Origin of the sequence: Zavarzinella formosa DSM 19928, from assembly GCF_000255705.1 — a bacterium.
Taxonomy (GTDB): Bacteria; Planctomycetota; Planctomycetia; order Gemmatales; family Gemmataceae; genus Zavarzinella; species Zavarzinella formosa.
Genome location: NZ_JH636440.1, coordinates 363523 through 376262, shown reverse-complemented (window position 1 = coordinate 376262; position 12740 = coordinate 363523). Strand labels below are relative to the sequence as shown.

Annotated in this window: 8 protein-coding genes and 1 tRNA gene; 6 read left to right on the top strand and 3 right to left on the bottom strand. The window is 60.2% G+C overall.

Going from position 1 to position 12740, the window contains the following annotated elements; translation table 11 throughout:
* Window positions 1-244 precede the first annotated feature (244 nt).
* From infA to BGIM_RS0112360, 3 genes are all read left to right on the top strand, one after another.
* Window positions 245-463 carry a translation initiation factor IF-1 gene (infA, locus tag BGIM_RS0112370; protein WP_020470087.1) on the top strand — a complete coding sequence of 73 codons (219 nt, stop codon included), beginning with the start codon at window positions 245-247 and terminating at the stop codon, window positions 461-463.
* A 128-nt stretch (window positions 464-591) separates the two neighbouring features.
* On the top strand, window positions 592-870 hold the full coding sequence (locus BGIM_RS0112365) for a hypothetical protein (RefSeq protein ID WP_020470086.1): 279 nt from the start codon (window positions 592-594) through the stop codon (window positions 868-870).
* Window positions 871-1006: 136 nt separating this feature from the next.
* Entirely contained in the window at window positions 1007-2260 is a 1254-nt protein-coding gene (locus BGIM_RS0112360) for a pyridoxal phosphate-dependent aminotransferase (RefSeq protein ID WP_020470085.1), read from the top strand.
* 248 nt (window positions 2261-2508) lie between these two features.
* On the opposite strand, the gene polX is transcribed toward BGIM_RS0112360, so the two are convergent.
* Together polX and BGIM_RS0112350 are read right to left on the bottom strand one after the other, a co-directional pair.
* Window positions 2509-4254 (bottom strand): DNA polymerase/3'-5' exonuclease PolX, encoded by a 1746-nt coding sequence (gene polX, locus BGIM_RS0112355; RefSeq protein WP_020470084.1) that lies wholly within the window; start codon window positions 4252-4254, stop codon window positions 2509-2511.
* Between the two features lie 170 nt (window positions 4255-4424).
* Complete coding sequence (locus tag BGIM_RS0112350; RefSeq protein ID WP_020470083.1) at window positions 4425-5498, bottom strand: PseG/SpsG family protein; 1074 nt, start codon at window positions 5496-5498, stop codon at window positions 4425-4427.
* 631 nt (window positions 5499-6129) lie between these two features.
* On the opposite strand from BGIM_RS0112350, the gene BGIM_RS0112345 reads away from it, so the two are divergent.
* Window positions 6130-7023 carry a ParB/RepB/Spo0J family partition protein gene (locus tag BGIM_RS0112345; RefSeq protein ID WP_238537614.1) on the top strand — a complete coding sequence of 298 codons (894 nt, stop codon included), beginning with the start codon at window positions 6130-6132 and terminating at the stop codon, window positions 7021-7023.
* Window positions 7024-7088: 65 nt separating this feature from the next.
* A tRNA-Pro gene (locus BGIM_RS0112340) sits at window positions 7089-7163 on the top strand.
* Between the two features lie 336 nt (window positions 7164-7499).
* Here the strand turns inward: BGIM_RS0112340 and BGIM_RS0112335 are convergent.
* Window positions 7500-9128 (bottom strand): FAD-dependent oxidoreductase, encoded by a 1629-nt coding sequence (locus BGIM_RS0112335; protein WP_020470081.1) that lies wholly within the window; start codon window positions 9126-9128, stop codon window positions 7500-7502.
* Between the two features lie 104 nt (window positions 9129-9232).
* On the opposite strand from BGIM_RS0112335, the gene BGIM_RS57365 reads away from it, so the two are divergent.
* Entirely contained in the window at window positions 9233-12736 is a 3504-nt protein-coding gene (locus BGIM_RS57365; protein ID WP_020470080.1) for a WD40 repeat domain-containing serine/threonine protein kinase, read from the top strand.
* Window positions 12737-12740: the final 4 nt, after the last annotated feature.

The window sequence follows — 12740 nt, the reverse complement described above, 5'->3', positions numbered from 1 at the left end:
TACGGCGGTGGTGGCGGCGGTGGGGGTTACGGTGGCGGCGGCGGGGGTCGCGGCGGGCGTGGCGATCGCTACTAATCTCACCCCATTCCAGATTGATTACCAGCAGTAACTCACGCAACCCGGCCAACGAAATTGGCCGGGTTGTTTTGTTGTTTTCAAGCGAACTCAGATCGAACGATCACTCGCGGCAAAAAATTTCTTCCCCGTATTGGCCGGCACACCAGTCAGGAGGTTTGCGTTTCCCATGGCGAAAGAAGAGTCCATTGAGGTCGAAGGCCGGGTGAAAGAGGCCCTGGCCAACACACAATTCCGGGTCGAACTGGACATCGGTGGCGAAGTCATCGCCCACGTGGCCGGCCGGATGCGGAAGAATTTCATCCGCATCATTCCGGGGGATCGCGTCAAGGTTGAAATTTCCCCCTACGATCTCACCCGTGGACGCATCGTTTATCGCGCCCGCTGATCACCGGCGGCGGCCGTCGCGGAGGTAAGATTTACAATTATCTGCTTGACAAGACCGACCTGATTTGCGAACTTAACCCTCGTTGACAACACGAACCAACTTCACTGACAGACCAAGGAGGGTCGATCATGCAGTACCAAACCGAATCCAAGGCTCAAGGCTGGCGCGCGATGGCGAAATTCGCCGACGGCTCCGAGGCGTTCTTGTTCCTCGCCCGCTCGTCGTCGGCCGTCCGCAGCGGCTACCTCGAATCTTTCACCGACTTGCTCGATGAAGAAGAACGCTCCCTCGTCTCCAAGATCACCTTGGAACGATGGCACGGCGCCCCGGACGCCGGTTCGTGGGAAGAACTCTCCGAATTGAAGATCCCCCGGGCCACGCCGAAGCTTTTCAAAGTCGCCGCGTAAGCCCGAAGTTTTCGTTCGCCCTTTTTCGAGCCTTGCCCCTTTCGGGCGGGCTCGCCGCATTTTTTGGTTCTTCATTTCCGTCGCCGTACAAAAAGCCTGTGATAATTTCTTTCCAGTGCCAACCCCCGCGTGATTCATGTCGGCGACTCCCAGCTATTCCGCGTTTGCCAGTGGCCTGACCAGCGAAATCGCCTTCGATGTGTTGGTGGTCGCCAAGAAATTGAAGGCGGCGGGAAAAGATGTCATCGAATTGCAACTCGGCGACAGCCCGTTCCCAAGCACCAAAAACGCGCTAGCCGCCGGGACAAAAGCCATTGCGGACGGACACACCCACTACTGCGCGTCACTCGGCTTGCCGCAATTCCGGGAGGTGATCGCCGAGACCGTGCGGAAGGAATTCGACATTCCCGCCGGCCCGGAGAACATTGTCGTCGGCCCCGGCGCAAAAGTCTTTGAGACATACTTCTGCGAACTCTTCATCGAGCCGGGTGACGAAGTTCTACTTTTCTCCCCGCAGTTTCCAACCTTTGAACCCAACGTCCGTCGTCGCGGCGGGGTGCCCGTGAGCTATCCGCTTCGTCAGGAAAACGCATTCCGGCCTGATCTCAATGACATCGCCGACTTCCTGAAAACAGCCAAGAAGCCGAAGGCGATTTTCCTCAATTCGCCGCATAACCCCACAGGTGGAATTGCCACCAAAGAGGATTTGAAAGGCATCGCTGATCTGGTGCGCGGTCGGGATATCGCCGTGTTCAGCGACGAGCCATATTGCCATATGGTTTGGGGTGACCGGCACCGATCGATTCTCGCCGAACCCGGAATGTTGGATCATTGCATCGGGGCCTATACCTTCAGTAAGTCGTACTCGATGAGCGGCTGGCGGCTGGGTTACGCGATAGGTTCCGCGCGGAACATTGAGCTAATCGGCAAGATGATTAACACCACGCTGTCCTGTGTGCCGCCGATCAATCAACTCGCCGGGATGGCCGCCTTGCAATTTGATGCCGCCGAGCGAGACGAGACGATGGCTAAGTTCAAGGTGAAAGTGGATTTGTTGGTGGGAGAGCTTCGCAAAGTCGAAGGCGTCACCGTCCTCAACCCGGCGGGGACGTTTTACGTGTTCCCGAATGTCTCGAAGATCTGCCAAAAACTCGGCATCCGCTCCCACGGTCTGGCCATGTATCTGCTGGAAGGTGCCGACCCGGCCAAGGGCGTCGCCTGTCTGGGCGGCGAATGTTTCGGAGCCGCCGGGAAGGGCTTCCTCCGCTTCAGCTGCGCGGAACCTGATGACCGATTGGTGCAGGCTGTCACATTCTTTGCGGAGGCGATCACGAAGACCAACCGGGTGAACACGTACCTTGAAGCCCATCCGGAATATCGTTTGGCCTAAATTCAATGTCGGAGTTGGAAATGTCTTGGCGAGCCGAGCAACGCGAGTGTCTTGGCGAGCCGAGCAGCGTAAGCTGTCGGGTGCTTCCAGTAGTCAAACCGCTTCCTTTTTACTCAGCCTGATTCATACCCGTTGCTCAGGTGCCTTTACCGCCGGGAGCTACCCGGCAGCTTACGCTGCTCGGCTCGCCAAAACCACTCGCGTCGCGCGGCTCGCCAAGATAATATGCGCTTCAGGCCATCACCCGTTCACCACGCCGCCTTTCGGCGATTCAGTTCCTTCAACACCTCGGCCAGCGATTTCGTGTTAAACACATTGTCGGCCTCCAGCCAGCCGCGGCGGGCGACATCGATGCCGAACTCCACCAGTGCCAGTTCGCCGGGGGAGTGGGCGTCCGGGTTGATGACGATGGGGATGCCCATCGCTTTGGCCCGCTTCACGTGAATCCAGTCGAGATCCAGCCGGATCGGGTGGGCGTTGATCTCGATCATCTTGCCGTGCTTCGCGGCCGCTTTTAGCACTTGGTCGAGGTCCACTTTGTATCCCTCACGTCGGAGCAACAACCGGCCGGTGGCGTGGCCGAGCATTGTTGTCGCCTGGTGGGCGAGGGCTTTGCAGATACGGGCGGTCATCTCCTCGGAGGACATGTTGAAGCCGGTGTGGACGCTCGCCACCACGTAATCAAAACTGCGGAGGATGTCGTCGTCGTAGTCCAGTGAGCCGTCATCGAGAATGTCGGACTCGATCCCTTTCAGGATTTGGATGCCATCCAGCCGAGCGTTCAGTTCGTCAATCTCGCGGTGCTGTTTCTTGACATCCGCCGGGCTAAGGCCGCCGGCGATCTTGAGGGATTGCGAATGGTCGCCAATGCCAAAATACTCGAACCCAAGCTTCTTCGCCGCCAAGGCCATTTCCTCGAGGCTGGCGTTGCCGTCGCTGTAGGTTGAGTGGTTGTGGAACACGCCGCGAAGGTTTTTGACCGTGATGAGCTTGGGCAGTTTTTTCTTCTCGGCCGCCTCGATCTCGCCAGTGTCCTCTCGTAGTTCCGGCGGGATGTAATCGAGACCCAAGGCGGCGAAGATGTCGGCCTCGGTCTTGCACTTCACATCCCGACCTTCTCCTTTCAGACCGTATTCGTTCAGGGACAGACCTTGGTCGATGGCTCGCTGTCGCAAGCGGACGTTGTGATCTTTGGAGCCAGTGAAGTAATGCAACGCGAAGGGGAAATGCTCGTCGCCCACGACTCGCAGGTCGGCGTTCAAAACGATTTTCTCCCGGTCCACCACCATCGCGGCGACGATGCTTGATTTGGTTTCCCCGTTGGCGACGACCTGCATCACTTCCGGCAGGGTCACGAAGGCATCCATGATTGGCTTCGGGTTGTCGGAGCTAAGGAGAATGTCAATGTCCTTGGTGGTCTCCCGGCGACGACGGAGGCTGCCGCACAACTCGGCCCGGATCACGCCGGGGAGTTTTTTGAGTTGTTCGAGCAATGCCTCCCCGAGCGGCAGGGCAAGATCAAGCCGGACCCGCTGGCCGACCGTGCCAAGGAACTGGATGCCCTCCAGAATCTTCGCCTGGGTCTTCGCTCCGAACCCCTTGAGCTTGGCGACGGTCCCCGCCTCACAGGCGGCTTTCAACTCGTCGATGGTGGTTAGCTTCAGGTCTTCCGAAAGGGCCTTCACCTTCTTCGGTCCTACGCCGGGGATCTTCAGCATGGCGATCACCCCTGGTGGGATGGCCGCCCGGAGTTCCGTGAGTTGCGGTAGCTCGCCGGTCTCGGCCAATTGCTGGATCTTCTCCGCTAGCGACGCTCCCACTCCCCGGATCTCGCCGATCTTCCCGGTGGAGACGAGTTCTTGAAAGTCCCCCTCGTATTGGCTCAATGCCCGCGCCCCGTTGTGATACGCCAGTGTGCGGAAGGAGCTTTCGCCCTTGAGTTCCAACAGCGTTCCGATTTCCTCCAAGGCGGCGGCGATCTCATCTTTCGTCATGGTGGACGCTCCGATAGCGGGACGGGGAAAATCAGATTTTAGCCAGTTCGGTGTGGGAACGGGATGTGAGTGGCAGAGTTTCTGTGGCAGTGTCGGTCAGGTTGTGTCAAAGAAAGAGCCCCGTCGCATGAACGACGGGGCTCTCTTATTTTCAAAGCAACCCGGCTGGCTCACGCAGCGATGCGGAGGCGTTGCGGTTCGGAAGGGGTGTGGATGAGGATCTCCAACCCGTTGACGATCCGGTCCGGTCCCTTGCCGTCGATCAGGTGACGGGCGCATCGGGCCATGCCCATGCGTTCCAGTTGGTCGTCCAGCACATAGTTCACGGCATCACGCAGGACACCAGGGGTGGCTTGTTCTGTGTTGCCGAGGTAGGTCGCGGCCCCTTCTTCGTCCATCTTCTTCGCGTTGACCTGATGCCGGGCGGTCTGCGTGATGATGAGTTGCGGCACGCCGACGCATGCCATTTCGAGAGAGAGACCGTCGCCGCAGGTCAGGGCGAAGTGGGCGCGAGGCAGGCGGGTGCCGATCTCGGAGGGTTCCGTCAGCACTTCCATCCGGCTCTTGTGCTTCTCGGCAAGGGTCTTCAATTCTTCCAGTTGGTGATGGTGACTGCGAACCAGCACGGTCAGTTTGTCCACGCGGGTGGCCCCGAGCAATTCTTGGGCGCGGACCAGCGATTGGCCGGCGAAGTCATCTTCGCCGAGGGCGATGATCCCGCGGAAGCTCCCTTGCGGGTCGGCCGAACGAACGGCCCGTTGGCGGCGAAACACTGACCGCACGATGGCGTACTTTCGGCCAAGCAGCAATTGGGCGCCCGGTTCCCATTCGTAGGCATTGAGCGACCGGCCAAGGTAGGGGTTGATGACCAGCCGGTTGGGGAAGCGAACACTGGCTTCACTGTCGATCACCACGACCGTCGTGCCGGTGGAGGAGAGTTCCCGGAGGTATTCTTCCTGCAAGCCGGGGGCGTTGACGATCACGGCGGCGGCGCCCAGGCGGCGAACCTCGCGGATGGTTTCGTCGCAATCCTCGGCAGTCCCGATCTCGTGTTCGGCGGTGAGGAAATCGTTTCCACCCCGCACGATCTGGGAGATGAGCGGGAACGGCTTGATGCGGCCAAGGAAGTAAGCCGGCCGACGACGACGCTGTAACGCGGCGGCATAGGTGAGGCATTGGTAGTAGGGTTCCCAGCCTTGTTCGGGCGAGGCATCAACGCGAAACAAAATCGGTGAACGATCCATGACGGGGGGGATCCGCGTCGGAACGATTTCGGTGTGCCGCTCGCGGTGCCCGTCTTCATGACGGGACGCCGTGGCGGCGGGTGGGATGAGTTGATCGCCAAAATGTCGGTGACACCAGACCAAAGGGGGGTCGGGGTGTCAGATCGAAACAAGAGGCCGGGTTCCGGTCCGGCCAGGTTGCCAACGGATGAATCCGTTCATCGGCTGCCACTTCTCACGGGGTCATCCTGACCCCTGGTTGTCGATGGTTCCGGCATCGACGATTCGGATGGTAACTCAAAACTCATCACTCTGTGAAGGCGACTTTTCCGCAAGATTCCGAGTTACGCGCCGGGGTAAGCTGGGCAGGTGTCGAGGCGGGTTTTGGGTGTTGATTGTGACAGGGAGACAAGGTGACAGGGAGACAAGGTGACAAAAAACCACTTAGGGAACGTCAGTCATCGCATTCAGTTGATCTGGTTTTGGTCACCTTGTCTCCCTGTCACCTTGTCTCCTTGTCATCTTCCGTCGGGTTGCTCTTGCTCTCAAAACACCCGCCGGTATAAGCCTCGGGAATGGGGATTGTTCCATGTGGAACATTGAGTGGGTTTGAACCGCTTTGGGCGGTATGGCAAGTCAAGGGGGTTACACCGTGGACGTAAAACCGCGACTGGGTCGGGGATTGAGTTCGCTGCTGGGGGATGCCCCGGCCGGGACGGACGGGGCTCAGGAACCGGGGGGCCAGCGGGCGACTGTCCGGCTGGAGCAGATCCTCGCCAACCCGTATCAGGCCCGGAAGGTCTTCGACGAAGACGAGATCAACCACCTCTCCGAGAGTATTCGTAACCACGGCATCCTTCAGCCGCTGGTTGTCCGGGCGAGCGGAGAGTCGTTTCAACTGATCGCCGGGGAGCGTCGTCTGCGAGCCGCGACGGCGGCCGGGCTGGCCGAGGTGCCGGTGACGATTGTGAACTTCGACGACCAGCAGGTCTTCGAGGCGTCGCTCGTTGAGAACATTCAGCGGACCGACCTGAACCCGATTGAAAAGGCCCAAGGGTTCAAGGACTATCTTGACCGCTTCGGGGCCACTCAGGAACAACTGGCGACCCGGCTCGGCATGGAGCGATCCACGCTGACCAACCTCGTGAATCTGCTGCAATTGCCTCTTGAGGTACAGGAAGCCCTGCGGCTCAATCAGATCTCGCTCGGCCACGCCAAGCTGCTCAAGGGGATCAGCAGCCAGAAGCGTCAGGTGGAGTTGTGCAAGGAAGTCGTGATGAAGGGGCTGTCGGTGAAGGCCCTCGAACTGACGATCAAGCAGCAGAAGTCAGCCGCCGATGCGAAGGCCACCCAGAAGGAACTTGAGGAGGTCAGCCCGGTCGCCTCTCACCGGACGGCCCATGTGCAAAGCCTCGAAACGGAACTCCGACAGCGGCTGGCCACCCGGGTCGAAATCCGCATCAGCGACAAGGACAAAGGCTCGATCATGATCTCGTTCGACACGAACGACGAGTTCGAGCGGTTGGTCGAATCGCTAAGGAAATGAATTGTGCGAACCCGGATGGGGTGTGCGTTGTCTGTTCGGCACCTAAGATGAGATGGGTCGAACATCGGGGTGTAGCTCAGCTTGGCTAGAGCGCTTGCCTTGGGAGCAAGAGGTCGTCGGTTCAAATCCGGCCACCCCGATTAAGTTTTGTTTGTTTCTTGTTCACTTCACATCTAAAAAAGCCAAAGCAATCTCAATCATCAAATCTGGCTTGGCGAGCCGAATGGTTCGTCTTGGTGTTGGCGAGCCGAGCAGCGTAAGCTGCCGGGTGGCTCCCAGTGGCGAACCGCTTTCTCTTTACTCAGCTAGACTCAAACCCGTGGCTCAGATACCTTCTCCGCTGGGAGCCACCCGGCAGTTTACGCTGCTCGGCTCGCCAACACCAAGACGAACCATTCGGCTCGCCAAAACCAAGACGAGCCATTCGGCTCGCTGTGATTTCAAAGATTTGGCACTTCATTCCGGTCTTGTCAGTTTCACTTCTTCCGCACCACCAACAACCTTGGCGGGTTCTTCATCCACGGTTCGCCGAAGTGTTCTTTCCATTCGATCATGTCTTCCAACTCCCGCAATGCTTCGATCACGGCGGCTGCTTCCTCCGGGCCGCCGGGGTGGCCGGTGTAGGCCATGATGGTCATCGTCCCGCCGGGCCGCAACAGGCAGACTGCTTGTTGAATCGCCGGGCGGGTGGTCTCGGCCGAGGTTTTGATCTCTTTGTCTCCGCGCGGGAGATAGCCAAGGTTGAACATGATCGCGGAGATCAGGCCGTGATGTTCGGGCGGGATCAATGCGGCAAGTTCGGCGTGGTTGCCGAGGATCGGCTTTACTTGCCGAAACGGATTCTCGGCCAGCGATTGATTGAGCCGGTTGATGGCGGCCGGTTGCCGATCAATGGCGAAGACGAGCCCCCGGTTGCGTACTCGCTTGGCGAGGAACATCGTGTCGTGGCCGTTTCCGGCGGTCGCGTCAATCACAACATCACGAGCGGCGATCAGCGGTTCGAGAATGCTCTGGGCCATTTCCGTCAGCCTTGGGGGAAGCTGAATTCCGGCTTTGCGCGTCAATGATGTTTCAGGGTCCGAGTTCTGCTTTCCAGTTTCCATTTGACTCGCAAACTCTTTGGCCATCAACGGGGCGAGCAAAGCCCCTTTGGAGCCAAGGCCGTTGAAGAATCCCAATCGGCGACAATGAGGGTGAATGCCGAACATTGGCCGCACGTCTTCGATCACCGGGCGCACGGCCGCCGCGTGGCCGATCACTTCGACAGGCAATTTCAGGAACTCGCGGAGCCGGCCAAGAATCTGTTCGCGGCCGGCCGTACTGGGTTCGCTTTGAAGATCAACCCAATCGTAAGTAGAGCCGCACCGGAAGATCTCCCCCTCCAGTTGGACGAGCCAGACACCCCGATACAGGATGCGATCATCGCGAAGGTCGGGAATGCGGAGCGTCAGCACTTCCCCTTTGGCCGGGTTGAAACGAATGCCCGGAAGGAAGGGGTTGGCGGTGGCGGTCGGCCCCTCGCACCAAATCACCATGCTGGCCGAAAGCCCCAAGCGGGGAATCTCGACACGGGGGCCGTCCCAGTAAAGATCCGTGATCGCGTTGATGTTCGTTGTTCGCAAAATCCCGCGATCAGCGAAGTCCTTTTTGATGACTTTCAGAAAGGCGGGCACATCCAGCCATCCGGCGTGAGTCATCTCGAAGCCACCCAGCGGGGCGTGAAAAATCTCCGAATCGATTGCGGGGGAGGGGGTGAAAATGTATTGGGAGTGTTGGACGAGTCGTTCACGGTGAAATATCTCCCGCTCACCCTCGGAGGAAAACAAATGAAGTTTGTTGCGCGGGTGATACAAGCGAATTTGAAATTGGCGTTCTAGCTCCGTGTAATACCGGATGGCCGCATCCCACGCCGGGGCGAACCGCCAACTGGGCAGCAAACGGGGGCCGCTCAACGGGGCGATCAGTCCCGCGGCGACTTTCGAGGAAGTGACCGTTTCTTCACGGTCCGCCAAAATCACGGCTTTCCCGGCCTCGTCTAATTGGCGGGCCAGTGTGCAACCCGCCAGTCCAGCTCCAATGACGAGCGTATCTATCTGTTGTGTCATCGGGATATTTTAGCGGGAACGGCGAATGACCTTTCATCACCACGAAGTCGTGTTACCGTGTCTGCTGTCTTCCCTTCCTCTCCCTCATTTGGGACAATAACCGGATGGCCGAACCCGACGAGAAGACCATCGACATCCGACCGCCGATCCCCGAGCCATCCGCCGATGGCTTGGTCCGGGAATTCCACAGCCCGCCCCAAGACGCGACTCACGAGTTTGTTCCCGATCTTGATCTGCATGGAAGACTCACGCTCACCGGGGACATTGCGAACGGACGCACCGAACATATTCCCGTTACTGATGTGGTGCGGGAGGCCGTGCCGGGTTACGAGATCGAACGGGAACTTGGCCGTGGCGGGATGGGGGTGGTTTACCTCGCCCGGCAGACGGATTTGAACCGGCAGGTTGCCCTCAAGATGATCCTCAGCGGGGAACATGCCAGCGCGTCCGAGCGGGATCGGTTCATCACGGAGGCAAAGGCCGTCGCGGCGTTGCAGCATCCGAACATCGTCCAAATCTTTGAGATCGGCGAAGTCGATGGCCGGCCGTATCTGGCGTTCGAGTACATCGGCGGCGGCACTCTGGGAGCGGTCCTCGACGGGCTTCCCTGGCCGGCGAAGCCAGCGGCCCGCGTTGTGGAAGCTTTGGCCCGGACGGTTCACTTCGCGCATACCAAGGGGATCGTTCACAGAGATTTGAAGCCCGCCAATATCCTGCTGACGGAGAAACTGCCCAAGGCAAGCGATGCCGACGCGCACATGCTGAAGCTGACCGATTTCGGACTTGCCAAACGGCTGGAGCGTGAATCAACATGGTCCGGCGACGGAGGCTACACGCCGGTCGACGGCCCCACCCGAACGGGGGCGGTGATCGGCACGCCGAGTTACATCGCCCCGGAACAGGCGGCCGGCAAGAACCGGGACATCGGCCCCGCGGTGGACACCTACGCCCTTGGCGCGATTCTCTATGAATTCCTCACCGGCCGCCCGCCGTTTCGCGGCGAAACCGCGCTGGATACCGTGCTACAGGTGATGGCCGATGATCCCGTTCCCCCGTCCAAGCTGCGGGCCAAATGTCCCCGCGACCTCGAAACGATTTGTCTGAAGTGTCTGCAAAAAGATCCCCGCAAGCGTTACACCTCCTCCGCCGCGCTTGCCGGTGATTTGCGATGTTACCTGAGCGGCGAGGCGATCACCGCCCGGCCCGTCGGCCGTCGTGAGCGTCTTTTCAAATGGATGAAGCGCCATCCGGCCGGGACCGTTTTGGGGGTCACCAGTTCGCTGGCGCTGATCGGGCTGTTTGCCGTCAGCATCTGGTTCAATTTCCAATTGCAGAACGTCGCTGATCGAGAGGAAGAGAACGCAAAGAACGCCCGCGCGGCCGAACATCAGGCCATCGTTCAGAAGGCCAACGCGGATGCGGAGCGGGTGGAGGCGCAGAAGCAAAAAGCACTGGCCGACGAAGCCCGGCATGATGCCGAGAAGAAGCGACGAGAGGCCGAGCGGGGTGTGTATGCCTTGCAGCTCTTCAAAGCAGCCGCGCTTGCGGATCGTGATCCGCAACGAGCGCTTCGCATGATCGAGGATGTCCGCCGTTGCCCGGAGGAATTGCGGGACTTCACCTGGCGTTTGCTCAAGGCTCAGTGCCGGGTGGTGGAACACATCATCGGCGTTCACCGGGCCGCGGACCGCGAATATCCCGTCACACGGGTCAGTCATTCTCCCGACGGATCTCTGGTTGTGTCGGCTAGTTGGGATGAGACGGCGCGCGTCTGGGATGTGAGCGGCCGCAAGCTGCTCTGGACGCTGGCGGGACATCGCCACACCGTTTGCGGGGCGGCCTTCTCCCCGGACGGCCGGCTCGTCGCCACCTGCGGGGATGACAACACCGTGCGGCTATGGGAAATCCCGGTGAAACATCCGGACAAAGCCGAGGTGTTGAAACCGTTCGCCACGCTCACCGCCCACACCGATTCCGTGAAGGCAGTTGTCTTTGATCCCTCCGGTGATCGCCTCGCTTCGGCCGGGGCTGATGGCATCATTCGCATCTGGGATGTTCCCTCGCCGACGCCGGGGAAGCCGCGAGCCGAGCCAAAACTCTGGCGGTCGTTGCCGGGGCATAACGGCCCGGTGTGGTCTCTGGCATGGTCCGTGGCGGGCCTTTTCAGCGGCGGACAAGATGGCACCGTCCGGCATTGGGATCCGGACGAGGAGAAGAAAGCCGCCCCCGTACTGTTCCGATTGCCCAAGGCGGCGAAATCGCTGGCGGCCTCTTCCGACGGCGAATTGATCGCGGCGGCGGGTGACTCGGAGGACGACCCGGTTGTTCAGGTGTATCGGCCGCTCATCATGAAAGACGCCGGCCGACTTCGCGGACATACCGGGGACATAAACGGGCTCTCCTTTGCCCCCGATGGCAAACGACTGGCCAGTTGCGGCCGCGACGGCACGGTGCGGCTTTGGGACATCGCCGAACTCCGGGAACGGGCGGTCTTCCGGCCGCGAACGCGACGGGACATGTTGCCGATTCCCGGCGCCGACGACCGGCGAACCGACCCGGAGAAACAGGTGGCGAGCGTGACCTTCGCCCCCGATGGCAATTCCGTCCTGAGCGGCGGGCTGGACGGCATGATCCGTCAATGGGACTTTGCAAGCCAGCGGGAAGAAAGCACGGACCTAGACGTGAAAGCCCCGCTGGTCGGCGCCGTGGTGAGCGAGAACGGCACCACGCTGGCGGTGGTGGGCAAGCAAAACCTTGTGAAAGTGTGGAAGCTCGGCCCGGCGAACATGCCGGTAAAGGCCCAGCCTGACCGCCTGTTACGGGGCTTGGAAAAGCCCGCCCGATGCCTGGCCGTCAGCGAGGATGGCGAGACCATCGCCGTCGGCGGAGAAGATGATATCGTGCTATTTTGGCGGCTGCGCGACCCCGAACCGAAGCCGGTGCGATTGCTTGGCACTGCCGCCGTCGCGCTGGCCATCCACGGACATCGCATGGCCGTCGCCACCGAGACGGGGCAAATGAAGTGGTTTGATTTCCGCACCAACAAACTTTCAGCCGGGGTGGTCGCGGTCACCGCCCGGCCCAATCACTTCGCCTTCAGCCACGACGGCAAGAAACTCGTCTCGGCCGGGGGACGTTTTCTTCAGGTTTGGGATGCCGAGACCGGAACATGGATGGCCACGGTGCCGATGGTTCACTTCAGCCCGGTGACGGCCGTGACCATCGCTCCCGGCGACACGACTAACAAATGGACAATGGCGACAGCCGATTTTCGCGGCGAAATCAAAGTATGGGACGTGGCTCCGCGAACGGAGGGGCCGGACGAAAATCCGGATCGCATCCTCGCAACCCAAAAGCTGACGCTCCGTACCTCGATGAACATCATCAATGATCCCGTGCGAAGCCTGGCCTTCACCCGCGACGGCCGCACGCTCGCCAGCGGCGGGGCCGACCGCGTTGTCCGGCTCTGGGATCCCGAGACCGGCCAGGAACGAGCCGCTTTGCCCGGTCACGCCGACAGTATCTTGTTGACTGCCTTCCGCACCGATTTCTCTTTGCTGACTGTTGGCCGCGAAGGGTCGGCGAGGGAATGGAACGGACAGAAGTGACACT

Coding starts and splice junctions, on each gene's coding strand:
- infA (WP_020470087.1), top strand. CDS start 245: ATGGCGAAAGAAGAGTCCATTGAGGTCGAAGGCCGGGTGAAAGAGGCC.
- BGIM_RS0112365 (WP_020470086.1), top strand. CDS start 592: ATGCAGTACCAAACCGAATCCAAGGCTCAAGGCTGGCGCGCGATGGCG.
- BGIM_RS0112360 (WP_020470085.1), top strand. CDS start 1,007: ATGTCGGCGACTCCCAGCTATTCCGCGTTTGCCAGTGGCCTGACCAGC.
- polX (WP_020470084.1), bottom strand. CDS start 4,254: ATGACGAAAGATGAGATCGCCGCCGCCTTGGAGGAAATCGGAACGCTG.
- BGIM_RS0112350 (WP_020470083.1), bottom strand. CDS start 5,498: ATGGATCGTTCACCGATTTTGTTTCGCGTTGATGCCTCGCCCGAACAA.
- BGIM_RS0112335 (WP_020470081.1), bottom strand. CDS start 9,128: ATGACACAACAGATAGATACGCTCGTCATTGGAGCTGGACTGGCGGGT.
- BGIM_RS57365 (WP_020470080.1), top strand. CDS start 9,233: ATGGCCGAACCCGACGAGAAGACCATCGACATCCGACCGCCGATCCCC.